This window comes from Microbacterium testaceum StLB037 (assembly GCF_008763945.1).
GTDB classification, from domain to species: Bacteria; Actinomycetota; Actinomycetes; order Actinomycetales; family Microbacteriaceae; genus Microbacterium; species Microbacterium testaceum_G.
On sequence record NZ_VTQH01000003.1, the window covers coordinates 48,514 to 72,044 of the forward strand.

A 23,531-nucleotide genomic window follows, 5' to 3' on the forward strand; every position below is an offset into this window, starting at 1 on the left:
CCGATGGCGGCGCAGAAGAAACGTCCGGCGCGGAGTAGGTTCACCTCATCCTCTTCGCTTAGGGAACCCGTGCGCCTTCTGCCCTCCTCATCGCGCGTCGTCTTCGGGGGCATGGTCGCCCTCGTCGCGGCGGTGACGACGGCGCTCGCCGTGCTCGTGCCGACCCTGACGCACCAGGCCGGTGATGCCGGTGCTCGCAGTGTGGTCGGCGCCCGGTCGGGCCTCGAGGTCGGCCTCGACCTCGCCCTGCCGGCATCCGGCGACCCCGCCGCTCAGGACGCGCTCGTGCGCCGCGCGATCGAGCAGGTGATGCCCGCGCGAGTCGGCCTGTCGATCGAACGCACCGAGACCACGGGGCTTGTCGACGTGGGGCCGGGGCGTGCGTACCTCGCGAGTATCGACGGCCCCGCTCTGCCCCTCGACGCGGGGCGGTGGCCCACCGGGGCGGCCGAGGCGGCCCTCGGATCGACCGACGCCGCGACGCTGGGGGTCGGGGTCGGCGACACCCTCGTCGTCGGCGGGCGGGCGGTGCAGGTCGCCGGGCTCTGGTCCGCGTCCCGCGCCGCGACCGATCGGTGGTTCGGTGTGCGTGCCGCCTTCGCGACGGGTGGGGGAGTGGGCCCCGTCGCGGTGTCGGCGGAGGTCGTGGACGCCGTCGCGACGACCGACGCTCTCGCGCGCGAGGTGCACTGGACGCTGCAGCCCGACGCCGCGCACCTCGATCTGTCGTCCTTGCAGGACGTGAGCGCGGGGTGGCGCTCCCTTCCGGAGGCGTTGTCTGCGCAGGGGGTGGATGCCGCGGAGATCGAGACCGCGGGAGCCCTCGTCCCCACGGCGCAGATCGCCTCCGCCCGCGCCGCCGTGCTCGATGCGGCGGCTCCCGTCGCACTCGCGACGGTCGTGCTCGCCTCGCTCGCCGTCACGGCGCTGTTCGCCGCTCTGTTGGTGGGCTCCGTAGCCGCGGAACGGCGGATCCGCTGGGCGCGGGGGCAACCGCTGACTCGGATCGTCGCCGTCGAAGCGGGGCGCGCGCTCCCTGCCGGTGTCGTCGGATCCCTCGCCGGCGCGGCGGTGGTCGTCGCGCTCACCTCGTCGTTCGTCGATGTCCCGTGGATCGTCGCCGCTGTGGCGGCGGGCGCCGTGACTCCCGCGGTGCTCGTCGCCGCCTTCGCCGTGCGTGACGTGCGAGCACTGGGCCGTGCCGAAGGCGCGGTGTCACCGTCGTGGCGATGGGGCGCCGGGGTCGCGGCATCCGTCCTCCTCCTCGTCGCCGGATTCACGACCTGGCGCGCTCTCACGCTCGGCTCGACGGTGGCGGACGGACGCGGCGGGCTCGAGCCCGATCCCGTCGCGGTGGCCGCCCCGGCGGCGCTGCTACCCGCCGTGGTGCTCGTCGCGACGGCGGGACCGCTGGTGGTGACCAAACGCCTCCGTGAGCGCCGGGCGTCCGCCGGAGGGGCCACCCGGTTCCTCTTCGGGACCGGTGCAGCCCGTCGCCCCTTCGCCCTCGCCGCGACGATCGCCGTCGTGGGGGTGGTGGTCGGTCAGCTGGGTTTCGCCGCGATGTACCAGTCGACCTGGGACGCCGCCTATCGCACGGCGCTCGCCTCCGCAGAGGGCACCGCTGTGCGCATCGTCGGCGACGGCGACGATCTGACGCCTGCGGTGCTCGAGCGCGTTTCCGCCGTCGACGGGGTCGCGGGTGTCGCACCCGTGTGGACCTCGAACGCCTCAATCGCCGCGCGCTCGACCTCGCTCGTGATCGCATCCCCGGCAGCGGTGGCCGCCCTCGCCGACCCGGCGATCCCCGATCGCGATCGTCTGGCAGAGGGGGCGCGGTCGGACGCCGCGGGCCCCGTGCTGCCCACGGGGACCGCCTCGCTGCGCGTGGAAGTGAGGGCGACGGATGCCACGGCGTCGCCCGCCGCGGTCGTGCTGGCGGACGACTGGGGACGCGTCCTGTCGGTCGAGATCGGCCCCGAGGGCGCGTTCGCCGTTCCCCCCGTCGCGGACGGCCCCGGAGGCGCGTGGCGGCTTGCGGCCATCGAGGTGGAGGTGGAGACGTCGGAGGAATTCGCGGCGTCCGTGGGGATCGACGGCGTGAACGCAGACGGATCGGCGCTCGAGCTGGGAACGGCTGTCATGCCCGTCGACATCAGCGGCGACGCGATCGACATGCGGACCACGCCGGGACCCGCCGAGGTGCCGATCGGACGCGAGATCACCCGCGTGCGTTTCGTGCCGGTGGGATCGGCGGCCTCGGCTGTCGTGTCGCGGGCGTTCGCCGCCGCGGCGGGAGTGGACGAGGGCGACACCCTGCCCCTCGCGCTCGCCCCCGGGGCGGAAGCACGGCCGGTCCGCGTCGCCGCGGTCGTTCCGCTGATCCCCGGCGCGCCGCGGGATTCCGCTGTGTTCGTCGATGCCGCGGCGGCCCTCTCTTCGCGCCTGCGCACGGCCACAGCCCTTCCCGGAGCAGACGGCGCGTGGCTCTCGGCGGGCTCCGGAACCGACGCCGTGGCCGCGGTGCTGCCCGATGGCGCGCGACTGGCAGGCGCCGCTGCCGACGACGGGTACGTCGTGTTGTCGACGGTGACGACGTTGTTGTGGGCGGGAGCAGCCGGTCTGGGAATCCTGGCCCTCGCGGGACTCGCCGCGATCGCGCTCGTCACTCGCCGGGCGAGGCTCGCCGAGGCCGTCTCTCTCCGCGCGATCGGAGTCGGCGCAGCGGTGCGACGACGCCTGCGGGTGAGGGAGAGCGCCGCCGGGGTGGGGGCGGGCGCGGTGGTCGGGGTCGTGGCGTCGGCGGCGACCGCGGCGATGCTCCTGCCCGCCGTGATCACCGGCGCCCTGCCGCGCACGATCGAGGTCCATATCGTCGTCGAGCCCGTCCTGCTGGGAGGCGTCATCGTCGCCGCGGTCGTCCTCGCGCTCGGCCTCGCCGTCGGCTTCGCCGTGCGCGGCGACCTGGTCGTCGAGGGAGATCAACGATGAGGGGGTGGTGGCGCACGGTCGCCCCGCACCGCCCGGCGCTGATGCTCGTGTCGCTCGCGGTCGCCGTGCTCGTGGCATCCGGGATCGTCGTTCCCCGCGTGCTGGCCGCGGTCGCCGAGGCGCGACTCGCGGCGGCGATCGACTCCGAGGGCGAGGCCGGGTCGGACTCTGCGGCGAGTGTCGTTCTGAGCGCCGAACTCGACGACTTCGCCCTGGGCGCCGACACCGTCGATGACGTGACGACGACGCTCGCACGATACCCCGCGACCGTCGATGAGCCGTTGCGGTCGGCGCTGGGGGAACCGGAGTGGATCCTGACGTTCCCTGACGTCACGGCGACCGCAGTGGACGGTTCGCTCGTGCGCGTCCGCCTGGGGTCGGCGCCGGTCTTCCAGCGGCAGTGGACGGTCGTCGAGGGCACGCCGCCCGGGCCCGCCGATGTCGACGCCCCCGTCGAGATCGCCCTCGAGCAGTCCGTCGCGATGCGCGTGGGCGCGAGCGTCGGCACCGTCTGGCAGGGCCCCGATGGAGCGTTCGTCGTGACCGGCCTGATCGCCGACGCGGACGGCGGTCCGTCGGCGCAGGGCGTTTTCCACCGAGCGACGTCGGAACGGGTGAGCGCGGCAGTCGACCTCGTCACCGTCGGGGCGTACGTCGATCCGGCGTCGATCGCGACCCTCGGCCCTCGACTGGCGCGCGCGCAGCTCGTCGCGACGTCGCCCGTTCGCGCGGCGGATCTGCGGGTGCGCGACATCGCGGGCCTCGGCAAGGCGGCGAACAAGACCGCCGCGCAGGGGACGTCCCTTGCCAGCGGGTATCCCCTGACCGTCTCGACGCGGCTTTCCGCGGTGCTCGAGCGCGTGCAGGGCGCCCAGGATGCGCTGGTCTCCCTCACCGCCCTTCTCGTCGCGGCACCGTTCGGAGCCGCGGGTCTCGTCTGCGCCCTGGCCGTCCTCGCCGCCGAGCGCCGGCGTGCCGGGGAGCGTCGACTCGTGTCGGCTCGCGGGGGATCGATCGGTCGCGTCATGGGGCGGGCCGCCGTCGATGCGTCGCTCGCGGCGATCGGGGGCGGAGTGCTCGGGTGCGCGGTCGCGTTCGCTCTGACGCCCGGCACGACGACGATCCCGGATGCCGCGGTCACCGGGCTCGTCTTCGTCGCCGTCGTCGCGGCGGGGGCGGCGCTGCTGGCCGCGATCTGCGCACGTCAGGCGGTCGCGCCGGCGCGGGTGCCCTCGGTGGTACGCATCGCGATGGACGCGGTCGTCGTCGCCGTCGCTGTCGTCGCGCTCGCCCTGCTGCTCGGTCGCGGCGTGCCGTCGACCGGCGTCGATCCGCTTCTGAGCCTCAGCGTGCTGCTGGTGGCGGCTTCCGCGGGGCTGGTGCTCGCGCGAGCACTCGGCCCGCTGTCGAGCCCTCTCGCGCGCACGCTTGCGCGCACTCCTTCCCTCGGGCCTTCTCTCGCGCTGTCGCGGATGGCACGAGGAGGGGGGAGGGCGTTGCAGATCACCGGAGTGACGATCGCGGTCGCCACCGCGACCCTCGCCCTGGGGCTCGCGCAGCTGACCGGCGACGGAATCTCCGCCGCCGCTTCCCGAAGCGTCGGCGCCGACGTGCGTGCGTGCGGCGACGACGGGTCCGTCGCCGCGACGGCTGGAGCGGTCGCAGGGGCGGACGGCGTCGCCGCCGCCGCGCGAGTGCGCCGGCTCGACGGCATCCCCGTGACCGGTGACGGGCGACTGCGGCCGGTCGAGGTGGTCTCGGCTTCGACAGCGGATCTGCACCGCGTCACGCCCGCCGTTCCCGAACTCGTCGACACCGAGCCCGTCTCCGCGGTGATGTCGCGGTCCGCGGCGGAGCTGCTCGAGGGACCCGTGGTCGTCGGCGGTCGGGAGGTGGCGGACGTGGCCGTCGTCGATGACGACGCCCTGCCGTCGGTCGCCGACGCCTGGGTGCTGCTCGACGATCGAGCGGCCGATCCGCTCGCGGCCCCCGTGGGAGCGTCGTGCCTCGTGATCGCTGTGACCGGCGAATCGACGCCGGCAGCGGTCGCGTCACGCGTAGGCGAGGCGGGCACCGGGGTCGAGGTCGTCGACGTCGCCTCGGAGACCGCCCGGCGATGTGCCGCGCCGACCGTGTCGACGGTCCTGGGGCTCTTGGCCGGCGCCGCCGCCCTCGCCGTCCTCACCGCGCTCGCCCTCTCGGTCATCACGGAGGTCGGGGCGGCACCCGAACGACGTCGCACGCGTGCGGTGCTACGGGCGATGGGATCCGGGCGGGTCCGCGGCCTGGTGGTGGTCGAGGCGGTGCCCTTGGCGATCCTCGCGGCGCTCGTCGGATGGAGCGTCGGGTGGGTGGGGGTCGCGGCCGTCGCGGGCGCGGGCGGGCTTGCAGACGGACTCGGGATCGCGGCGCAGCCGTCGACCCTGAGCTTCGCGGCGACGGCGGGTGCGGCGGCGGCGATCGTCGCAGTGATCGGTGCGGCGGCGACCATCACGGCCGCGATGACGGGCGGGCAGGGCGCCGCCCGCCGCAAAGACGACGAGGAGCGGCAATGATGACGGAGAGCTCGGTCGAGATCGAATGCGTCGATCTGGTGAGGATCTATCGAAGCGCAGGTGTCGAGGTGCAGGCTCTGCAGGGTCTGAACCTGCGGGTCGAGAGGGGCGAGCTGACCGCGATCGTCGGCGCCTCGGGGTCGGGCAAGTCGACGTTGCTGTCGATCCTCTCGGCGCTCGACGTCGCCAGCGCCGGGCGCGCGCACGTGGCCGGTCGCGATCTGCTCGCGCTGACCCCACGTCAACGGGCGGACTACCGTCGCACCGTCGCCGGATTCGTGTGGCAGCAGACAGCCCGCAACTTCCTCCCGGGGCTGACGATCGCCGAGAATCTCGACCTGACGCTGTCGGTGGGCCGCATCGCGCGGCGCGAGCGCGCGGCGCGCGCGACGGAGGTACTGGCGATGCTCGATGTCGCCGACGTCGCCGATCGCCGGCCGGGCCAGGTCACCGGGAGCGAGCGGCAGCGGGCCGCGATCGCCCTCGGGCTGGCCAACGGATGCCGTGTGCTCTTCGCCGACGAACCCACCGGCGAGCTCGATGACGCCAGCTCGGCTCAGGTGCTCGAGGCGATGCGCACCGTGAACGAGCGCTCGGGAGTCACGGTGCTGATCGTGACCCACGACCCGGGCGTCGCCGATCACGTGCGCCGGACCGTCGGCATCCGGGATGGACGGACCTCGGTCGAGGTGTTCCGCGATGAGGGGGGCCGGGGAGCGGACGCGCGCGAGTACGCCGTGCTCGACCGCGCCGGCCGCCTGCAGCTCCCGCGCGAGCACATCGAGCGTCTCGGCATGCGCGATCGCGTGCGGCTGCAGCTCGAGAGCGATCACGTCCGCGTGCAGCCGGCGGAGACGACGGAGGCGTCCGCCGCGTCGGCGGAGCGGGCGGATGCCGCGGGCTCGAAGCCCCTGACACGAAGGGAGCGGCGACGATGAGCGCGCTCGACATGATCCGTGCCCAGGGGCTCACACGCGTGTTCGGGCGGGGCGCGGCGCGCACCACCGCCCTCGCCGACGCCTCGCTCTCGGCCGCGGCCGGGGAGTTCGTCGTCCTGCGGGGGCCGTCGGGCTCGGGCAAGACCACGCTTCTGACGCTCGTGGCGGGCCTCGGCGAACCCGACGGCGGGGAGGCGTGGATCGGCGATACACGCGTGACGGGGGCGACCGAGGCGGACGCCGCGCGTCTGCGCCGTGAGGTGGCGGGGTACGTCGATCAGGAGTTCGCGCTGGTCCCGTTCCTCACCGCTGCAGAGAACGTCGAACTACCCCTCCGGCTGCTCGACGCCGGGGCGCGTGAGCGGCGGTCGCGGGTGAGCGAGATGATCGGCGCGGTGGGCCTCGGCGATCACGCGGCGCAGCGCCCCGACGAGATGTCCGGCGGTCAGCAGCAGCGCGTGGCGGTGGCGCGGGCGCTCATCCATCGCCCGCGGGTTCTGCTCGCCGACGAACCCACGGCCCAACTCGACAGCGGCACCGCGGCATCCGTCATCTCGCTCATCGTCGAGCACGTGCGCCGCGACGGGATGGCCGCGCTCGTCGCTTCGCACGATGTCACCGTCGCGGAACGCGCGGACCGGGTGGTCGAGATCCACGACGGACGCGTGCGGGGGTGATCCTCGTCAGCGACCGCGCACGTGATTCCATTGCGTGATGACCTCGGCGCCGTGCTCGAAGCCGAGCTCGCTGACGGCGGAGGTGCCGAGCACGAAGTAGCGTCCGCCGGCGGCGGTGAGGCCGAGCCAAGTGCCCGCGAGCGCGCGCAGGAAATGACCGTGCGAGAACAGCAGGACCTGCTGGCCGGAGCGCACGCGGGGGCGCAGCTCGTCGAGCAGCGACTCCGCCCGCGCCGTGACCTCGGCGACGCTCTCACCGGGTGTCTCGCCAGCGGGCGTGCCGTCCCAGACGGTCCACGCGTGGCCGAGGCGCTCGATGATCTCGGGGGTCGTGAGGCCCTCGTACGCGCCGTAGTCCCACTCGACCAGGCGTGGTTCGGGGCGAGCGTCGGGGTAGCCCGCGCGGGCTGCGGTCTCGACGGCACGCTGGAGGGGGCTCGTGAGCACGAGGTCGTAGCGCCGAGTGGCCAGCAGGGTGCCGGCGAGTTCCGCCTTGTACGCACCGGTCTCGGTGAGCGGGATGTCGGTGAGTCCCGTGTGCTTGCCGGTGCGGCTCCACGCCGTCTCGCCGTGGCGCACGAGCACGATGCGCCCATCGGGCTCGGTCAGCTCTTCGTCCTTCACGCGTCCATCCTTTCGCGCCGAGCGCCTTTCGGCATCCCGGACGGACGAAGGGCCGGTCGGGAGATTCCCGACCGGCCCTTTCCTGCACCAGAGTGTCCTGCAATCACATGTCGGTAGCTGCCACAGCAAAACAACTACCGTGCGAGCACTCTATAACGGTGAGGTAACGGAGAGGAAGGGGTCTTCGGTCGTTCTTTCCGGTTTCATAGGTTCCGATGACGGCGGGCCTTCCTTCACAGCTGCGCGGTGTCGCGATCTCTCCCCAGGAGCCCGCCGGAGGCCTTCGAAATGTCGGAGGTCGTGGCTAGCATGCACACATGCACTCGCCGATGCGCGAGATCGCCTCCGAGGTGGCCGCGGTGAGGCACCTGTCCGACCGCACCGTGCAGTCGCACATCGGCCGAGCGATGCAGCTCGTCGATGAGTACCCCGCGGTCGTTCGGGCTGGGGAAGCGGGAGCGCTCACGCGCGCCCACGTGAGGATCGTGACGGATGCCGGCACCCCTCTCCCCGAAGACCGCAGGCCCGAGTTCGACGCGCTCGCCGCGGGGCTCGCCGCCGAGCTCAGCCCCGGGCGGTTGCGCACGCGGTTGGCCGCGCTCGCAGAGAAGCTGAATCCGACGAAACTGACCGAGCGGCGCTGAGGTTCCCGCCCGATGATCCGTCGCCGTCTGTCGAAGAGGCGGCCACGTTTTGAGAAGGGGTCTCGGCGTCTGCGGGCGTGAGGGCGCGCGTCCAGGCCACTTCGCGTTCGAGCTGTCCCGTGTTCCGGAACAGTCGTACCTGATGCGTATCGGCCAACGCGGCGGCGAGCTCATCGCGCTCCGCGGGGGCGAAACCCAGGCGCTGCCAGAACGGCCCCGAGCGCCGGCTGAACAACCACGCGCGGGACGCACCCTCCTCCGCGGCCCGCGACAGGGCGAAGCGCGCCAGGTCGGAGCCGCGCCCCCGAGAGCGGGCCTCGGGCCGGACAGCCACGCTGCGGATCAGCGCATGACGGCCATCCGCGCTCAGTTCATAGCCGGTGCTACCCGTCACGGCCCCGGCGGGGTCGCGTTCGATCCAGAGCCGCACCGTCGGCGCGTCCAGGCCGCTCAGGGTGAGGTCGACGGCCGCGAGAAAGTCCGTCACCGCGTCAACGTCTTCCGATCGACAGCGTTCGAGGTCCATGTCTCGAGTCAACCAGCTGCGCCGGTGCCCGCCCCGGATCCGTGCCTGCCGCCACCAACCCCGAATCCGTACCCCGTCGATGCGCCTGGGAGGATAGGACCGTGCCCCATGACATCCGCCTGATCGCCGTCGACATGGACGGCACCCTCCTCGACGGTGAAGGGAACATCCCCGCGCCCCTGTGGGAACTCCTGCCGCGCCTGGCCGAGCGCGGAGTGGCCTTCGTCCCCGCCTCGGGCCGGCAGCTCGCCACCCTGCAGCGCTCGTTCGGCGAGGCGGCGGGCGAGATGACCTTCATCGCCGAGAACGGCGCCTACGTCGTGCGCGCGGGCGTCGAGGTGTCGTCCGACGCGATCGATCGCGAGGTCGTCGAGCGGGTGGTCGGGCACCTCCGCGATCTCGGCGAGCGGGGATACGACCTGGGGGTCGTGCTGTGCGGCAAGCGTTCGGCGTACATCGAACGCTCCGACGACGCCTTCCGTCGCGAAGCGGAGACGTACTACGCCGCCCTCGAGGTCGTCGACGACATTCTCGCGGTCGACGACGACGTGCTCAAGATCGCGATCTACGACTTCGCTGTCGCAGAGCACAGCGTCGCTCGCGCGCTCGACGAGGTCGCCACGACCCACCGCGTCGTCGTCTCGGGGCGTCACTGGGTCGACATCATGAACCTCGACGTCGACAAGGGCGCAGCCCTGCGTCGCCTGCAGACCGCCCTCGAGCTCACACCCGCGCAGACCGCCGCGTTCGGCGACTATCTGAACGACCTCGAGATGCTGGATGCCGCGGACTGGTCGTACGCGATGCGCGAGGCCCACCCCGAGGTCGTGGCCCGCGCCCGCTACCGCGCGCCCTCGAACCTCGACCACGGCGTGCTGACGACGATCGACGATCTGTTTCCCGAGGCCTGAGGCGCAGACCCCGACCGCTCAAACCCCCGACGCGTCCAGCGCCGCCCCCAGATCGGCGAGCAGGTCGTCGGGGTCCTCCAGGCCCACCGACAACCGCAGGTGCCCGTAGCGCCGGAACTCCTCCGGGTACGTCACGGTGCGGGGCCCGTCGGCGGCGGTGTGCACGATCAGGCTGTCGTCGTGCCCGAGCGAGAAGCCCGAGGTGACGAGCCGCAGCTGCGCGACGAAACGGTTCTGCACCTCGGGCCCGCCGTCGATGGCGAACGCCAGCATGCCGCCGTATCCGCGCCCGCCGAACTGGCGTCGTGCGATCTCGTGGCCGGGGTGGGACTCGAGGCCCGGATACGCCACGAAGGCCACCCGCGGATCCGCCTCGAGGAACGCGGCCACGCGCTCCGCGGATGACAGGTGCTGACGCAACCGCAGGGGGAGGGTGACCGAGCCGCGCTCGATCATCCACGCGTTGAAGGGCGAGATGACCCCGCCGACATCGACCATCGCGTCGGCCTTGATCGGCTCGATCAGCTCCGACCGGCCGATCACCGCCCCGCCCATCGCATCGCCGTGACCGTTGATGTACTTCGTCAGCGAGTGCACGACCAGGTCGGCACCGTCGGCCAGAGGGCGGTAGAACGGCGGCGGCGTGAACGTCGAATCCACCATTAGCAGCGCCCCGGCGGCGTGGGCGATCTCGGCGACGGCCGCGATATCGGTCACCTTCGTCGTCGGGTTCGCGATCGCCTCGACGCACACGAGCCTCGTCTCGGGTCGCATCGCCGCGCGGACGGCATCCGGATCCGAGATGTCCACGAAGGTGGCCCGGATGCCGTAGCGCCGGGGCAGCAGGTCGCTCCACAGCCGCCAGGTGGCCTCGTAGACGACGTCGCTCACGACGACGTGATCGCCCGCGCTCACGTGGGTGAAGAACACCGCGTGCAGGGCCGCGACCCCGGAGGCGAGGGCGACGGCCTCTTCGCCGCCCTCGAGGGCCGCGAGCTTGCGCTCGAGCGCGAGCTGGTTGACGCCGGTGTTGCGCGTGTAAAGACCGGGGGCGGTCGCCGACCAGCTGATCTCGCTCGGATCCTCGGGCAGTTCGTACGAGTTCGACATGACCAGCGGCGTGCGCAGCGCCCGCGTGCTGTCGAGCTGCTTGCCCGCGTGGACCGCCAGGCTCGCCTCGGCGAGGGTGCCGCTGTCGGTGCGGTCGGGGCGGTCGGCCATCTCGTCGTCCTTCCTGCGCCACCGAGGGACTCGATGCGCCCCGTTCAGCGTAATCAGCCGTCTTGGTCTACTCTGACCTGCGGTCGCCCGAATGCGCGGGCTCGACGACGAATGCGAGAAGCACCATGAACCGACCCTCGGGTTCCTCCGTCGAGGCCGCCGGGCCGACCGAGCCGCGGAGCCTCCGCCGTGCGATGAACGCGCGCCACCTCGTCATGATCGCCCTCGGCGGCGTCATCGGGTCGGGGCTCTTCCTCAGCTCGGGCTACACGATCGCGCAGGCCGGCCCCCTCGGCGCTGTCCTCGCGTACCTGCTCGGAGCCTTCGTCGTGTGGCTCGTCATGGTGTGCCTCGGTGAGCTCGCGGTGACCTACCCCGTGTCGGGCTCCATCCACATCTACGCCGCCCGCACCATGGGTCCCGCGACCGGGTTCGCGACGGCGTGGCTGTACTGGTTGTGCTGGGTCGTCGCTCTGGGCTCGGAGTTCACGGCATCCGGGATTCTCATGCAGAGATGGTTCCCGAACGTCGATGTCTGGGTGTGGTGCGTGGTGTTCGCCGCGGTGCTGTTCACCCTCAATGCCATCTCGGCGCGCGTGTTCGGTGAGACCGAGTTCTGGTTCGCCCTCATCAAGGTCTTGGCGATCGTCGCGCTCATCGTGCTCGGTGGCATGGCGATCTTCGGCTTCACCCCGCTGTCGTCCGAGCCTCACGAAGCGGTGCTGCTCAGCAACTTCGTCACCCCCGAGGGGCTCCTGCCCGCCGGGCTCGGCGGGGTGCTGATCACCTCGCTCGCCGTGTTCTACGCCTTCAGCGGGGCCGAGATCGTCGGTGTCGCCGCGGGAGAGACGAAGGACCCCGCGCGCAACATTCCGCGCGCCCTGCGCTCGACGGTGCTGCGCCTGCTCGTTCTCTTCGTCGGCTCGATCGTCGTGATCGCCGCGCTGCTGCCGTACGACAAGGCCGGCGTCAGCGAGAGCCCCTTCGTCGAGGTCTTCGACATCGTCGGGGTGCCCTACGCGGCCGACATCATGAACTTCGTCGTCATTACCGCGCTGCTCTCGGTCGGTAACAGCGGGCTGTATTCCTGCGCGCGCATGCTGTTCTCCCTCGCCGAAGAGGGGTACGCGCCCCGCGCCTTCACGAAGCTCACGCGCCGCGGCATCCCCATGGTCGCCCTGCTGGTGAGCCTGGCGATCGGCCTCGTCTCGCTCATCACCAGCGTCGTCGCCGCCGAGACCGTGTACATCGTGCTCGTCTCGATCGCCGGCTTCGCGGCCGTGGCCGTGTGGATGGCGATCGTCGCCGCGCAGTTCTTCCACCGGCGCGAGTTCTTGCGCGAGGGAGGAGACCTCTCGACCCTCGCCTACCGCACGCCGATGTATCCGCTCGTGCCGATCCTCGCCTTCGTGCTGTTGACCGCGTCGATCGTGGCGATCGCGTTCGACCCGAACCAGGTCGCCGCGCTGTACTTCGGCATCCCGTTCGTGGGGCTGTGCTACCTGTTCTTCTGGCTGCGGTACGGCCGCAAGGGCATCACGCCCACGCGACGCGACGAGGAGGCGCCCGTCGCCTGACCGGTCACGGGCTGTACACCGCGTCCACTCGACCCTCGCTCGAGCGCCGGAGTGGCGGATGCCGGGACCCCGCCGCCCCCAGTAGCGTCGCCGCAACAGCGAGCTCGCGGGAGGGCCCATGGAAACCGTCGACAGCGCCGACGTCGTGGTGGTCGGCGCGGGCGTGTCCGGACTCGCCGCCGCTCGCCTGATCGCTCGAGGGGGACGCCGGGTCGTCGTGCTCGAAGCCCGCGACCGCGTGGGCGGACGCGTCTTCACCGACCGTTCCGGCGGGCACATCACCGACCGGGGTGCCTCATGGATACACGGCATCGACGACAGTCCCGTCGCCGAGGCGGCTCGTGCCTTCGGCATGCCGATGGTCGAGTTCACCGTCGGGGGGTATCAGCCCGACTCCCGCCCCCTGACGTACTTCGATGCGCGCGGAGAACGCCTTTCCCCCGATGCCGTGCGGCAGTACGCCGATGACATCCGCGCGGTGAACCAGACGCTCGTCGAGATCATCGCCCGCGCCCGCCCGGACGCCACCTACGGGGAGGTCGTGGAGAGGGCGCTCGACACGCACGAGTGGGACACCGAGCGAAAGGAGCGCGTGCGCGAGTACAACGACCGCCGCGCCCAGGAGCAGTACGGCATCGGCATGAGCGGACTCGGCGCGCACGGACTCGACGACGACACCGTCGACGGCGACGAGGTGGTCTTCCCCCGCGGGTACGACGAGCTGGCGACGAACCTCGCCGCTGGCCTCGACGTGCGCCTCGAGCATGTCGTGTCGAGCGTGGAGCGAACGAGCGCCGGGGTCACCGTTCGGACCGACCGTGGCACCTACGCCGCCGAGCAGGTGGTCGTCACCGTTCCTGTCGGCGTCCTCCACGCGGGCGACGTGGTGATCGAGCCCTCGCTCCCCGAAGCCCATCGACGCGCCCTGGCGCTCCTGCGCATGAACGCGTTCGAGAAGGTCGTGCTGCGCTTCGCCGAACGATTTTGGGATGCCGGGGTCTACGGCATCCGTCAGCTCGGCGATGAGGGGGAGTGGTGGCACTCCTGGTACGACCTCGGCCGGCTGCACGACGAGCCCGCCCTGCTGACCTTCGCCGCGGGGCCGGCGGCGGTGGCGACCCGGACCTGGAGCGACGAGGAGATCGTCGCCTCGACCCTGGTGCAGTTGCGACGCCTGTACGGGGATGCCGTCCCCGAGCCGACGAGCGCGATCGTCACCCGCTGGCAGGACGACCCGTTCTCCCGCGGGTCGTACGCGTTCATGCTCCCCGGTTCCGTGGGCGCCGACCACGACGTCCTCGCCGAACCCGTCGACGGCGTGCTCCACCTCGCCGGGGAGGCGACCTGGGGCGACGACCCGGCGACGGTTCCCGGGGCCCTGCTCTCCGGTCACCGCGCGGCGCAGAACGTGCTCGGCCGCGAGATCCTCGTCAGCGACCTGTGGGCGTAGCCCCTCCACGCGGGTCGGGACCCGTCGCCACGGGAAGCTCGGGGTGGTTCGACCACTGGCTCCACGACCCGGGGAAGAGCGTCGGCTCGAAGCCCGCGATGCTGAGCGCCACGGCCTGATGCGCCGCGGTGACCCCGGAACCGCAGTAGACGCCGACGCTCATACCGTCCTCGGCGCCGAGCATGCGGAACCGCGCCCGTAGCTCGTCGGGGGAGCGGAACCGCCCGTCGTCGTCGACGTTGTCGGTGGTGGGCGCGCTGACGGCCCCGGGCACGTGACCCGCTCGCGGGTCGATCGGCTCGGTCTCTCCGCGGTAGCGCTCCCCGGCCCGGGCGTCGAGGAGCAGTCCGTCGTTCGTGAAGTCGGCGACCTCGTCGAGCGCCAGAGTGGGCAGCGCCCCGAAGGAGAGCTCGACCGATCCGGGCGCCGGGATCTCGGCATCCCCCTCCTCCACGTCGAAATCGGCGTCGACCCAGGCGCGGAATGCCCCGTCGAGCAGGCGCACGTCGGCGAACCCCGCGGAGCGCAGAAGCCACCAGGCCCGCGCGCTCGCCATGTTCTTCGCGTCGTCGTAGACCACGACGGTGTCGCCCGGGTCGATGCCCCACCGGCGAGCCGTGGCCTGCAGGTCGTCGATCGAGGGGAGCGGATGCCGACCTTCGGTGACGGGAGCGTCGTGGTCGGCGAGGTCGTGATCGAGGGCGACGTACTGCGCGGTCGGGATGTGCCCGGCGCGGTAGTCCGGCCGACCGTCGGGGCGATCGAGTCGCCACCGCACGTCGAGGAGGCGGACGGGGCCGCCGTCGTCGTAGCGCCCGGCGGCGAGGGCGTCGTGCAGCTCTTCGGGAGTCGTGAGGATCGGGGCCATGCCCTCAGTCTGTCCCCTCGGCGACCGCGGCGTCGCCCCCTGTGCGTCCGTCGGCGACACGCGCTCGCGCCCGGTCATGGCGCGAGGCGACCGGGACGATCGCGGTCGCCTTCGGTAGACCCATCGCGGGAGTCGCGACGTAGATGGTCTCGGCGCGTTCGACGACGTGGGTCTCGTGCCAGATGCCGACCGCGCCGGGTGCCTTCCGTGCGCGTCTGTTGAAGCGCGTCCACGCGGGACGGTGCTCGTGCGACGGTGCCGAGGCGTATGCGTAGAGCTTGTCGAGCGACGACCAGTACTGCACGAGGTAGGGACCGCGCGAGCCGAACAGCATCGTGAACCCGAGCAGTCCCGACTCGGGGTCGGTGGCCAGCTCGGTCAGCATCTTGGGCATGTCGCTCATCAACGGCATCCAGTGATCCGGCCGCCACCACTTGTTGATCGTCATGCCGATATGGAAGACGGCGAGTTCGTCGTCCCACCGGTGGGTCATCCGTCCGGGATTGATGCGCGTCATGGCTCGTCCTCACTCGATAGTGTCACTATCCAGTGTTGGATAGTATTGCTATCGAGTCAAGGGGGAGCGGCGTGCGAATCTCGGAACTGGCGGAACGCACCGGCGTGCCCGTTGCCACGATCAAGTTCTACCTCCGCGAGAAGGTGCTCCCCGAGGGCGAGCGGTCGTCACCGACCCAGGCGTCGTACGGCGAGGCGCACGTGCAGCGCCTGGGGGTCATCCGCGCTCTGGTCGACGCCGGGGTGGGCCTCTCGGGGGTTCGGAAGGTCGTGGCCGTACTCGAGGAACCGCCCGAGAATCCCTACGACCTGCTCGGCGCCGCGAACGCCGCGGTCACGCCGACCTTCCCCGCCGACATCGATCTCACGCAGGCCCTCGCCCTGCTGGAGCGGATGGGGGGCTCCGCCGAGAAGTGCTTCCCTGACCAGGTCGCGGCGGTCGCGCACGCTCTCACGACCCTCGACCGCGCGGGTTTCACCGTCCCGCCGCCGGTGATGGACGCCTACCTCGAGCACCTGTCGGCCCTTGCGGAGGCCGAGCTCGAGGCCACCCCCGACACCTCGCTCGAGGACGCGGTGCGCTACGTCGTGCTGGGAACGGCCCTTGTCGAACCGCTCATCCTCGCCCTGCGGCGCGTGGCCGAGCAGGTCGCTGCTTCGCGGCGATTCGGCGGCCCCGTCGGTTAGGGATTCGGGTTCGTCGCCGCGCCGTCGAGCCAGAGCGTGTCGCTCTTGTCTCCGTGCGGGCCGGACCGGCCGACGTGCGCATCGCTGATCTTCGGACCCTTCGTGATGACGTGAACGAGCGCCATGCCGTGGCCTCGACCGAGGTCGTACTCGTTCTTGAGCCACTCGAGGATGGGCGTTGCCTTCGTGCCCGGTCCGAAACCGCGCTCCTCGGCGAGGGCGATGAACTGGCGCGGGGTCAGGCCCGTCTTGGTCTCGATGTTGTCGAGGTACGACTGGAAGGACATGCGAGGAGGCTAGCGCCCACCCCCGACATCGCGCGAGAGCCCGCGGTCCGGGGGCGGTGGGGCCCGCGTTGTACGGTCGGAGGATGGCCGTCTCCGTGCACCGCTCGCCCGTCGCCGACATCGCCCCGCTGACGCTCTACCGCATCCTGTGGTTGCGGGTCGCCGTGTTCGTCGTCGAGCAGGAGGCGGCCTATCCCGAGATCGACGGCCGCGACATCGAGCCGGGGGCCGAGCTCTTCTGGGCCGCCGAGGGCGACGACGTCCTCGCCACGCTCCGCGTCCTCCGCGAGCCCCGGAACACCCGCATCGGACGGGTCGCCACCGCCCCCGTGGCCCGAGGCCGCGGCATCGCCGCCGACCTCATGCGCGCGGCGATCGAGCTCCTGGATGCCGAGGCCCCCGGCATCCCGATCCTGCTCGACGCCCAGGCTCACCTGGCCCCCTGGTACGGGCGGTTCGGCTTCGTCGTGTCGGGCGCCCCGTTCGCCGAGGACGGTATCCCGCACGTCCCGATGCGACGCACGAGCCTCGTGACCGAGCGCCTGGTGCTGCGCGAGTGGACGCGCTCCGAGGATGATTGCGCCTTCCTGTTCGACATGTACCGCCGCGCCGAGGTCAGACGGTACCTGGGCGACGGCCGGGTCATGACGGATCCGGCCGAGGTCGTCGACCTGCTCGACCGCTGGCGGGGGCTGGCCGACGGCGTGCTCGGCGTGCGCGCCGTCACGACGGCCGACGGCGAGCGTCTCGGATCGGTGCTGCTCAAGCACATCCCGTGGTCGGAGGGTGCATCCGATGGCCGCGAAGAGGATGTCGAGATCGGCTGGCATTTCCACCCCGACGCGTGGAGGCGGGGCTACGCCGCCGAAGCGGCATCCGCTCTCCTCTCACTCGCCCACCGGCAGGGCGTCCGCCGCCTCATCGCGGTGACCGATCCGGCGAACCATGCCTCCGGTGCGGTGGCTGAGCGCATCGGCATGCGTGCGGCCGGTCGGACACGGGACTACTACGACGTCGAGTGCGAGCTCTACGTGTTCGAGGGTCGCGCGTAGGGACGGGCACTCCGCACCTCAGTGCGGGGCGTGGTATTCCGCGGTCCCGCGCTTCCAGTAGCCCTTCACGACGGTGGCCGCGGGGTCTCCCGTCCACCGGTCGAGCAGCAGCGCGCGCCCGGCGCGGACGATCGACTGCTCGGCCGCGACGAAGCCGAAGACGTACCCGTCGGGTTGCTCCTCGACGTCCAGGGCGTCGAGCCAGTCGGAGAGCTCCGCGCCCGCGGGCCGCTCGCCGCGGTGCAGCTGCACCACCTCGACCCCGGGCGGGGCGGCGACGGGGAGATCGTGCTCCGCGTCGGGGACCTCGATGGCGATGCGCCCGACGGCGTGGTCGTCCATCGTCGCGGCGAAACGGCGGATGGCCGGCACGGCGGTCTCATCGCCCGCCAGGAGCCAGGCATCGGGTCGCCCGACGAGCACCATCGATCCGCGCGGACCGCCGACGCCGACGGGGGCCCCGAGTGGCGCCGACCGCGCCCACCGACTTCCGACGCCGGCTCCGTGCAGGGCGACGTCGATGTCGAGCCAGCCCTCCGTGGCATCCCACTCGACGGGCGTGTACTCGCGGTTGGGTGAGGAGCGGATGCCCTCCATCGACGCGTCCGGCACGCGCGCATGGGGGAAGAAGACACGGATGTGATCATCGGCACCGGGGGAGTCGAAGCCGACGAGATCCGGCCCTTCCAGACGCAGTCGCACGTAGGCGGGAGTGAGGAACGCGCGCTGCGCGAGGGTCGCCGACCGGAACACCAGCTCGTGACGGCGGGGTTCGAGTCGTGCGCCGAGGGGCCGGTTCGACTTCTTCACATAGCTAAGGCTAACCTAACTTCTCGACCGTCCCGGAAGGGCAACGTTCGCCCCCCCCCGCACATACAGCACTGGAGAGATCTCGCATGAGTACACGCCTGTTCCGTCCCCTCGCCGCAGCCTCCCTGGCCGCCGCGCTCGCCCTCACCGGATGCGCCTCGTCCGCCCCCGCGCCCGCGAACGATGCCGCCGCAGCCGCGACGGTCACGGTCGACGACAACCACGGTTCGATCGAGGTGCCGGTCTCGCCCGAGCGCGTCGTCGCCCTCGACAACACGACGTTCCAGACCCTCAGCGACTGGGGCGTGACGCTCGTCGCGGCCCCTAAGCCGCTCATGTACGACCTGTGGCCCTCGCTCTCGGGCGGCGACGAGGTGCTCGACGCGGGCCTGCACCGCGAGCCGAACATCGAGAACATCCTCGCCGCCGACCCCGACCTCATCGTCGGGGGGTACCGCTTCCGCGAGATCTACCACCAGCTGAAGGACATCCAGCCGGCCACGATCGAGACAAGCCCGCGTGACGGCGAGGAGCACACCTCCGAACTGAAGCGTCAGACGACGATCCTGGGGCAGGTGTTCGACAAGACCGCCGAGGCTACCGCGCTCAATGCCGGCCTCGACGACGCCATCTCCGACGCGAAGGCGGCCTATGACCCGTCGCAGACCGTGATGGGGCTCATCACCTCCGGCGGCAAGATCTCCTACGCAGCCCCAGGCGAGGGGCGTGGCGTGGGTCACCTCTTCCCGACGCTGGGCCTGACCCCCGCGCTCGACCGTGCCGCGGAGAACGCCTCGCACGGCGACGACATCAGCGTCGAAGCCATCGCCGCGGCGAACCCGGAGTGGCTCTTCGTGCTCGATCGCGACGCGATGTTCGGCGAGGACGGGTACGTCGCGGCCAAGGAGCTGATCGAGAACGCCGAGGCCCTCAAGAACGTCCCCGCCGTGCAGAAGGGCCAGGTCGTCTACCTCGACGCCAGCTTCTACCTCGACGAGGGCATCCAGGCGTACACGAAGCTGTACCGGTCGGCCGCCGAGGCCTTCGCCTCCTGATCCCGACCTCCCCTCGCCCGCGTGAGGGGTCGAAAAGCGTCGCTCGGGCGAGCCCCCGGCGACAGAAGACGACCCCTCACGCGCCGGCGAGAGGGAGGGGCGGATGCCATGAAACTCGCAACCCCGCACCGGATCCACCTCCCGGCAGCCGTCGTCGGCGTCACCGCCCTCGTCGTGCTTTCGCTCTTCGTCGGCGCCTACGACCTCGCCGCCGACGACTTCGGTGGCGAGATGTTCCTCATCTCCCGCGTCCCGCGCACGATCGCGCTCGTCCTCGCCGGCTGCGCCATGGCGGTCTCGGGCCTCATCATGCAGTTGCTCACCCAGAACCGTTTCGTCGAGCCGTCCACGACGGGGACCTCGGAGTGGGCCGCTCTCGGCCTGCTCGTCACCGTGCTCATCGCTCCCGCCGCCCCCCTGCCGGTGCGCATGGTGGTGGCATCCGTCGCCGCCTTCCTCGGCACGATGGTGTTCATCGGCATCCTGCAGCGCATCTCTCTGCGTTCCTCGCTCGTCGTCCCGCTCATCGGGATCATGCTCGGCGCCGTCGTCTCGGCGTTCACGACCTATCTCGCGGTGTCGACGAACTCCCTCCAGATGCTCGGAACGTGGTTCATGGGCAGCTTCACCTCGATCGTCCGCGGGCGCTACGAGGTGCTGTGGATCGTCGCGCTCGTCGTCCTTCTCGTCTTCCTCTACGCCGACCGCATCACGGTCGCCGGGCTCGGGCGCGACATCGCCACCTCGGTCGGCCTGGATCACACCCGCGTCCTGCTCATCGGCACCGGACTCGTCGCCGTGGCCACCGGGGTCACGACCGTCGTCGTGGGGTTCCTGCCGTTCCTGGGCCTGGTCGTGCCCAACCTCGTCTCGATGTGGCGGGGCGACAACGCCCGCGCGAACCTCCCCTGGGTGTGTCTGGGCGGTGTCGCGATCGTCGTCGTCTGCGACATCGTCGGGCGCGTCGTCCGGATGCCATTCGAGGTCCCCGTCTCGATGATCCTCGGGGTGGTCGGTTCCGCGGTGTTCATCACCCTGCTGCTGAGGATGCGTGCCCGTGGCTGAGATTCTGACGCGGTCCGCCCCGGCCGTCACGGCCCGTCGTCCGCGGGTCGCCCTGCGCTTCGGCATCCTGGCTCTCATCGTGGTGATCGCCGCGGTGGGGGTCCTGACGTGGAACGTGCCGGGGGAGCCCGGTTCGCGCGCGTTCTGGATCGCCGTCAACCTACGTGTGGTGAGCGTCGCGACGATCGCGCTCGTGGCCTGCTGCCAGGCGGTGGCCACGGTGCTGTTCCACACGGCCACGGCCAATCGCATCCTGACCCCCTCGATCATGGGGTTCGATGCGCTCTACGTCGTGATGCAGACCGCCCTCGTGTTCTTCTTCGGCAGCGCCGCCCTCTCGGCGACGGACGGGCTTGTCAAGGTCGCCGTGCAGAGCGTGCTCATGGTCGGCTTCGCGACGCTCCTGTACGGCTGGCTCTTCGCCGGTCGCCGCGGCAACCTGCACGTCATGCTGTTGGTGGGGGTCGTCCTGGGGGTCGGGTTCGGGTCGCTCTCGACCGTCATGCAGCGTCTGCTCACCCCGAGCGACTTCGACATCCTGTCGGCCCGGCTGTTCGGAAACCTCTCGAACTCGGATGCCGAATACCTGCCGTGGGCCGCGCTCGTGGTCGCGGGGGTCCTGGCGACGGTGTGGAGGTCGCGGCACCGGCTCGATGTGCTGGCCCTGGGCCGCGAGGCCTCGCTCAACCTGGGCCTGTCGTACCGCCGCGAGGTGGTCGGGATCCTCGTGCTCGTGGCCGTGCTGATCTCGGTCTCGACCACGATGGTGGGCCCGATGACGTTCTTCGGTTTCATCGTCGCGACCCTGGCCTACCAACTGGCCGGATCCTCGCAGCACCGCGTGGTGCTGCCGTTCGCCGCGCTCCTCGGCATGGCCACGCTCCTGGGCGGGTACTTCGTGCTGCGCCACGTGTTCTACGCCGCGGGGATGCTCTCGATCATCATCGAGTTCGTCGGCGGCGTCTTCTTCCTCGTCTACCTGCTCCGGAAGGGGGCTCTGTGATCTCGCTCACCGACGTCACCATGACCTACGGCGACCTCACCGTGCTCGGCCCGGTCAGCCTCGACATCCCCGCCGGGGGAGTGACGGCGCTGGTCGGGCCGAACGGGGCCGGCAAATCGACCCTGCTCACGATCGTCGGGCGTCTCGCCACCGCCACCTCCGGGCGGGTCACCGTCGGAGGGCTCGACGTCCAGGCGACACCCGGGCGGGCTCTCGCGAAGGTCGTGTCGATCCTGCGTCAGGAGAACCACTTCGTCACCCGGCTCACGGTGCGCGAGCTCGTCGGCTTCGGTCGGTTCCCGCACTCCCAGGGGCGACTCACCGCGGATGACGAGGCGAAGATCGATGAAGCCATCGCCTTCCTCGACCTCACGGAGTTCTCGAGTCGATACCTCGACCAGCTCTCGGGAGGTCAGCGTCAACGAGCCTATGTCGCGATGGTCCTCGCCCAGGACACCGACTACATCCTGCTCGACGAGCCGCTGAACAACCTCGACATGAAGCACGCTGTCGCGATGATGGGCCAGCTGCGCCGCGCCGCCGACGACCTCGGCAAGACGGTGGTGATCGTCGTGCACGACATCAACTTCGCCGCTGCCTACGCGGATCGCATCGTGGCCCTTGCCGAGGGACGGGTGGTGCACGTCGGGACCCCGACGGAGCTCATGACGTCGTCGACGCTCGAGGAGGTGTTCGGCACCCCCGTCGAGGTCCGCGCCGACGGGCCGTACCCGCTCGCCGTGTACTACCGATGAGCCGTCAGAGCTGGATGCCGTTGTCTTCGTCGTTCACGCCGACGTTGCGGCCGCGGCTGGATTCGTAGGCGATCAGCCACCCGATCGACACCGCGGCGGCGATGACGATGCCGAGCCACACGTTCTGCCACACGAGGCCGAACAGCACCCCCAGGCCGAGCAGGAGCAGACTCCCGAGCACCCAGTAGGTGCGTCCGCGCGGCCAGCCCGTTCCCGTCTGCGTCATGGGTTCAGCCTAGGCCTCAGCGGTCTCAGCGGTCTCGGTGGTCTCAGCGGTCTCGGTGGTCTTCGGGATGGAGACGCGGACCGCGGCGCGGCTCGAGCGCCGACCCGGCGTAGATCAGACGGATGACGCGCTGGCGGTGTCCCGCGAACGGCTCGAGCAGTTCGAGCATGCCGTCGTCGTCGGTGCGGTGCCCGGTCAGGGCGAAGCCCACCTGGTGGGCGAGATGGTAGTCGCCGACGCTCACGGCATCCGGATCGCCGAAAGCGCGGATGCGCGTCTCGGCACTGGTCCAGATGCCCACCCCGCGGAGGCTGATGAAGACGCGGTCGCGGGCCTCACCGTCGGTCGCGGCCGTCGCCGCGCGCACGATCGATGCCCCTCGACGCGAGGTCTCGACGATGGTTCGGGACTGCGGAGGTTCGAGGCCCGCCCGGTGCCAGGCCCACGAGGGGACGAGGCGCCACCCGTCGACGGTGGGAGGGGCGAACATCGGGCGCGGGGTCGGCCCGGGAGCCCGCTCGCCGTACCAGGTGACGATGCTCCGCCAGGCGGAGAAGGCCTGCATGCTCGTGACCTTCTGCTCCATGATGGCGCTGACGAGGGCGTCGAAGACGAGGTCGGTGCGGCCGATGCGCAGGTCGGGGTGGCGGCGGTGCCACTCGGCGACGGAGGGATGCCGCGACGCGTCGAACCCGTCGGGGTCGTCGTCGCGACCGCACAGCGCGGGCAGCTGGTCGAGCGCCCATTCGGCTCCCGGCCCCCACGCCGCGGCGCGGACGGTGCCGCCCGCCGTCTGTCGAAGGGCGAGAGTGGCGGTGCCCAGCGGTGTACGGCTCGCCCGCCAGACGATGCCGCCGGTCGACAGCGGGGTCGACGCCGTGAGAGTCGGGTCGTTGCGGCCGTGACGTTGCGCGAGGACGGCGCGACCCACGTCCGTGGGCACCGCCGGCCGGTACTCCGACTCGATCGGCTTCTCGGCCGGGGCCGCGAGCTCGCGCGTCACGTGCCGCGAGCGCACCCCGATCGATCTCATGCCGACACCCTACGTCGAGCCGCCGACATCACGGCATCCGGGCTCGAAGCGACCTCCCGG

General features: G+C 71.4%; 23 protein-coding genes. 14 read left to right on the forward strand and 9 right to left on the reverse strand.

What is annotated here, in order from left to right; genetic code table 11:
- The first annotated feature begins 69 nt into the window (after nt 1–69).
- Genes F9B98_RS12510 through F9B98_RS12525 form a run of 4 tightly spaced genes read left to right on the forward strand, consistent with a single transcriptional unit; the run spans nt 70 to nt 7,161 of the window.
- Nucleotides 70–2,991, forward strand: coding sequence for a hypothetical protein (locus F9B98_RS12510; protein ID WP_150957971.1), 2,922 nt, complete (start codon nt 70–72; stop codon nt 2,989–2,991).
- Nucleotides 2,988–5,546 carry a hypothetical protein gene (locus F9B98_RS12515; RefSeq protein WP_150957974.1) on the forward strand — a complete coding sequence of 853 codons (2,559 nt, stop codon included), beginning with the start codon at nt 2,988–2,990 and terminating at the stop codon, nt 5,544–5,546. The genes F9B98_RS12510 and F9B98_RS12515 overlap by 4 nt, the downstream gene beginning before the upstream one ends.
- Entirely contained in the window at nt 5,543–6,484 is a 942-nt protein-coding gene (locus F9B98_RS12520; RefSeq protein WP_150957976.1) for an ABC transporter ATP-binding protein, read from the forward strand. The genes F9B98_RS12515 and F9B98_RS12520 overlap by 4 nt, the downstream gene beginning before the upstream one ends.
- The gene (locus F9B98_RS12525) at nt 6,481–7,161 is read left to right on the forward strand and encodes an ABC transporter ATP-binding protein (protein ID WP_150957978.1); all 681 of its coding nucleotides are present in this window, start codon (nt 6,481–6,483) and stop codon (nt 7,159–7,161) included. Before F9B98_RS12520 ends, F9B98_RS12525 begins: the two co-directional genes overlap by 4 nt.
- 6 nt (nt 7,162–7,167) lie before the next feature.
- Here F9B98_RS12525 and F9B98_RS12530 read toward each other — a convergent pair whose 3' ends face one another.
- A complete protein-coding gene (locus F9B98_RS12530) occupies nt 7,168–7,785 on the reverse strand; it encodes a histidine phosphatase family protein (RefSeq protein WP_150957980.1) in 618 nt (205 codons plus the stop codon).
- 317 nt (nt 7,786–8,102) lie between these two features.
- Here F9B98_RS12530 and F9B98_RS12535 point away from each other — a divergent pair, with 317 nt between their 5' ends.
- Nucleotides 8,103–8,429 carry a DUF222 domain-containing protein gene (locus F9B98_RS12535; RefSeq protein ID WP_150957982.1) on the forward strand — a complete coding sequence of 109 codons (327 nt, stop codon included), beginning with the start codon at nt 8,103–8,105 and terminating at the stop codon, nt 8,427–8,429.
- Here the strand turns inward: F9B98_RS12535 and F9B98_RS12540 are convergent.
- Nucleotides 8,350–8,955 carry a GNAT family N-acetyltransferase gene (locus tag F9B98_RS12540; protein WP_150957984.1) on the reverse strand — a complete coding sequence of 202 codons (606 nt, stop codon included), beginning with the start codon at nt 8,953–8,955 and terminating at the stop codon, nt 8,350–8,352. The genes F9B98_RS12535 and F9B98_RS12540 overlap by 80 nt on opposite strands.
- A gap of 101 nt (nt 8,956–9,056) precedes the next feature.
- Between F9B98_RS12540 and F9B98_RS12545 the strand changes: the two genes are divergently transcribed.
- A complete protein-coding gene (locus F9B98_RS12545; RefSeq protein WP_263641782.1) occupies nt 9,057–9,866 on the forward strand; it encodes a Cof-type HAD-IIB family hydrolase in 810 nt (269 codons plus the stop codon).
- An 18-nt stretch (nt 9,867–9,884) separates the two neighbouring features.
- On the opposite strand, the gene F9B98_RS12550 is transcribed toward F9B98_RS12545, so the two are convergent.
- The gene (locus F9B98_RS12550) at nt 9,885–11,087 is read right to left on the reverse strand and encodes a trans-sulfuration enzyme family protein (RefSeq protein WP_150957986.1); all 1,203 of its coding nucleotides are present in this window, start codon (nt 11,085–11,087) and stop codon (nt 9,885–9,887) included.
- Between the two features lie 125 nt (nt 11,088–11,212).
- On the opposite strand from F9B98_RS12550, the gene F9B98_RS12555 reads away from it, so the two are divergent.
- A complete protein-coding gene (locus F9B98_RS12555) occupies nt 11,213–12,664 on the forward strand; it encodes an amino acid permease (protein WP_150957988.1) in 1,452 nt (483 codons plus the stop codon).
- A 118-nt stretch (nt 12,665–12,782) separates the two neighbouring features.
- Nucleotides 12,783–14,114 carry a flavin monoamine oxidase family protein gene (locus tag F9B98_RS12560; protein ID WP_150957990.1) on the forward strand — a complete coding sequence of 444 codons (1,332 nt, stop codon included), beginning with the start codon at nt 12,783–12,785 and terminating at the stop codon, nt 14,112–14,114.
- On the opposite strand, the gene F9B98_RS12565 is transcribed toward F9B98_RS12560, so the two are convergent.
- Both F9B98_RS12565 and F9B98_RS12570 read right to left on the reverse strand, forming a co-directional pair.
- Nucleotides 14,095–14,982 carry a sulfurtransferase gene (locus F9B98_RS12565; RefSeq protein WP_150957992.1) on the reverse strand — a complete coding sequence of 296 codons (888 nt, stop codon included), beginning with the start codon at nt 14,980–14,982 and terminating at the stop codon, nt 14,095–14,097. The genes F9B98_RS12560 and F9B98_RS12565 overlap by 20 nt on opposite strands.
- Nucleotides 14,983–14,986: 4 nt before the next feature.
- The gene (locus F9B98_RS12570) at nt 14,987–15,499 is read right to left on the reverse strand and encodes a DUF4188 domain-containing protein (protein WP_150957994.1); all 513 of its coding nucleotides are present in this window, start codon (nt 15,497–15,499) and stop codon (nt 14,987–14,989) included.
- Between the two features lie 71 nt (nt 15,500–15,570).
- Between F9B98_RS12570 and F9B98_RS12575 the strand changes: the two genes are divergently transcribed.
- A complete protein-coding gene (locus tag F9B98_RS12575) occupies nt 15,571–16,185 on the forward strand; it encodes a MerR family transcriptional regulator (RefSeq protein ID WP_150957995.1) in 615 nt (204 codons plus the stop codon).
- Here the strand turns inward: F9B98_RS12575 and F9B98_RS12580 are convergent.
- A complete protein-coding gene (locus F9B98_RS12580) occupies nt 16,182–16,472 on the reverse strand; it encodes a DUF4287 domain-containing protein (RefSeq protein WP_150957997.1) in 291 nt (96 codons plus the stop codon). The genes F9B98_RS12575 and F9B98_RS12580 overlap by 4 nt on opposite strands.
- 83 nt (nt 16,473–16,555) lie before the next feature.
- On the opposite strand from F9B98_RS12580, the gene F9B98_RS16255 reads away from it, so the two are divergent.
- Nucleotides 16,556–17,524, forward strand: coding sequence for a GNAT family N-acetyltransferase (locus F9B98_RS16255; protein WP_191966831.1), 969 nt, complete (start codon nt 16,556–16,558; stop codon nt 17,522–17,524).
- A gap of 18 nt (nt 17,525–17,542) precedes the next feature.
- Here the strand turns inward: F9B98_RS16255 and F9B98_RS12590 are convergent, their stop codons facing one another.
- On the reverse strand, nt 17,543–18,334 hold the full coding sequence (locus F9B98_RS12590; RefSeq protein ID WP_150957999.1) for a siderophore-interacting protein: 792 nt from the start codon (nt 18,332–18,334) through the stop codon (nt 17,543–17,545).
- A gap of 86 nt (nt 18,335–18,420) precedes the next feature.
- Here F9B98_RS12590 and F9B98_RS12595 point away from each other — a divergent pair, with 86 nt between their 5' ends.
- The 4 genes from F9B98_RS12595 (at nt 18,421) to F9B98_RS12610 (ending at nt 22,212) form a co-directional block, all read left to right on the forward strand.
- The gene (locus F9B98_RS12595) at nt 18,421–19,389 is read left to right on the forward strand and encodes a siderophore ABC transporter substrate-binding protein (RefSeq protein ID WP_150958001.1); all 969 of its coding nucleotides are present in this window, start codon (nt 18,421–18,423) and stop codon (nt 19,387–19,389) included.
- A gap of 108 nt (nt 19,390–19,497) precedes the next feature.
- On the forward strand, nt 19,498–20,454 hold the full coding sequence (locus F9B98_RS12600; RefSeq protein WP_150958003.1) for an ABC transporter permease: 957 nt from the start codon (nt 19,498–19,500) through the stop codon (nt 20,452–20,454).
- Complete coding sequence (locus F9B98_RS12605; RefSeq protein WP_225310340.1) at nt 20,447–21,457, forward strand: iron chelate uptake ABC transporter family permease subunit; 1,011 nt, start codon at nt 20,447–20,449, stop codon at nt 21,455–21,457. Before F9B98_RS12600 ends, F9B98_RS12605 begins: the two co-directional genes overlap by 8 nt.
- The gene (locus F9B98_RS12610) at nt 21,454–22,212 is read left to right on the forward strand and encodes an ABC transporter ATP-binding protein (protein ID WP_150958006.1); all 759 of its coding nucleotides are present in this window, start codon (nt 21,454–21,456) and stop codon (nt 22,210–22,212) included. Before F9B98_RS12605 ends, F9B98_RS12610 begins: the two co-directional genes overlap by 4 nt.
- Before the next feature lie 4 nt (nt 22,213–22,216).
- Here the strand turns inward: F9B98_RS12610 and F9B98_RS12615 are convergent, their stop codons facing one another.
- Both F9B98_RS12615 and F9B98_RS12620 read right to left on the reverse strand, forming a co-directional pair.
- A complete protein-coding gene (locus tag F9B98_RS12615) occupies nt 22,217–22,438 on the reverse strand; it encodes a hypothetical protein (protein ID WP_150958008.1) in 222 nt (73 codons plus the stop codon).
- 43 nt (nt 22,439–22,481) lie between these two features.
- The gene (locus F9B98_RS12620; RefSeq protein ID WP_150958010.1) at nt 22,482–23,471 is read right to left on the reverse strand and encodes a DNA-3-methyladenine glycosylase family protein; all 990 of its coding nucleotides are present in this window, start codon (nt 23,469–23,471) and stop codon (nt 22,482–22,484) included.
- Nucleotides 23,472–23,531: the final 60 nt, after the last annotated feature.

Coding starts and splice junctions, on each gene's coding strand:
- F9B98_RS12515 (WP_150957974.1), top strand. CDS start 2,988: ATGAGGGGGTGGTGGCGCACGGTCGCCCCGCACCGCCCGGCGCTGATG.
- F9B98_RS12620 (WP_150958010.1), bottom strand. CDS start 23,471: ATGAGATCGATCGGGGTGCGCTCGCGGCACGTGACGCGCGAGCTCGCG.
- F9B98_RS12535 (WP_150957982.1), top strand. CDS start 8,103: ATGCACTCGCCGATGCGCGAGATCGCCTCCGAGGTGGCCGCGGTGAGG.
- F9B98_RS12595 (WP_150958001.1), top strand. CDS start 18,421: ATGAGTACACGCCTGTTCCGTCCCCTCGCCGCAGCCTCCCTGGCCGCC.
- F9B98_RS12540 (WP_150957984.1), bottom strand. CDS start 8,955: ATGGACCTCGAACGCTGTCGATCGGAAGACGTTGACGCGGTGACGGAC.
- F9B98_RS12565 (WP_150957992.1), bottom strand. CDS start 14,982: ATGGCCCCGATCCTCACGACTCCCGAAGAGCTGCACGACGCCCTCGCC.
- F9B98_RS12525 (WP_150957978.1), top strand. CDS start 6,481: ATGAGCGCGCTCGACATGATCCGTGCCCAGGGGCTCACACGCGTGTTC.
- F9B98_RS12560 (WP_150957990.1), top strand. CDS start 12,783: ATGGAAACCGTCGACAGCGCCGACGTCGTGGTGGTCGGCGCGGGCGTG.
- F9B98_RS12600 (WP_150958003.1), top strand. CDS start 19,498: ATGAAACTCGCAACCCCGCACCGGATCCACCTCCCGGCAGCCGTCGTC.
- F9B98_RS16255 (WP_191966831.1), top strand. CDS start 16,556: ATGGCCGTCTCCGTGCACCGCTCGCCCGTCGCCGACATCGCCCCGCTG.
- F9B98_RS12550 (WP_150957986.1), bottom strand. CDS start 11,087: ATGGCCGACCGCCCCGACCGCACCGACAGCGGCACCCTCGCCGAGGCG.
- F9B98_RS12570 (WP_150957994.1), bottom strand. CDS start 15,499: ATGACGCGCATCAATCCCGGACGGATGACCCACCGGTGGGACGACGAA.
- F9B98_RS12580 (WP_150957997.1), bottom strand. CDS start 16,472: ATGTCCTTCCAGTCGTACCTCGACAACATCGAGACCAAGACGGGCCTG.
- F9B98_RS12520 (WP_150957976.1), top strand. CDS start 5,543: ATGATGACGGAGAGCTCGGTCGAGATCGAATGCGTCGATCTGGTGAGG.
- F9B98_RS12555 (WP_150957988.1), top strand. CDS start 11,213: ATGAACCGACCCTCGGGTTCCTCCGTCGAGGCCGCCGGGCCGACCGAG.
- F9B98_RS12615 (WP_150958008.1), bottom strand. CDS start 22,438: ATGACGCAGACGGGAACGGGCTGGCCGCGCGGACGCACCTACTGGGTG.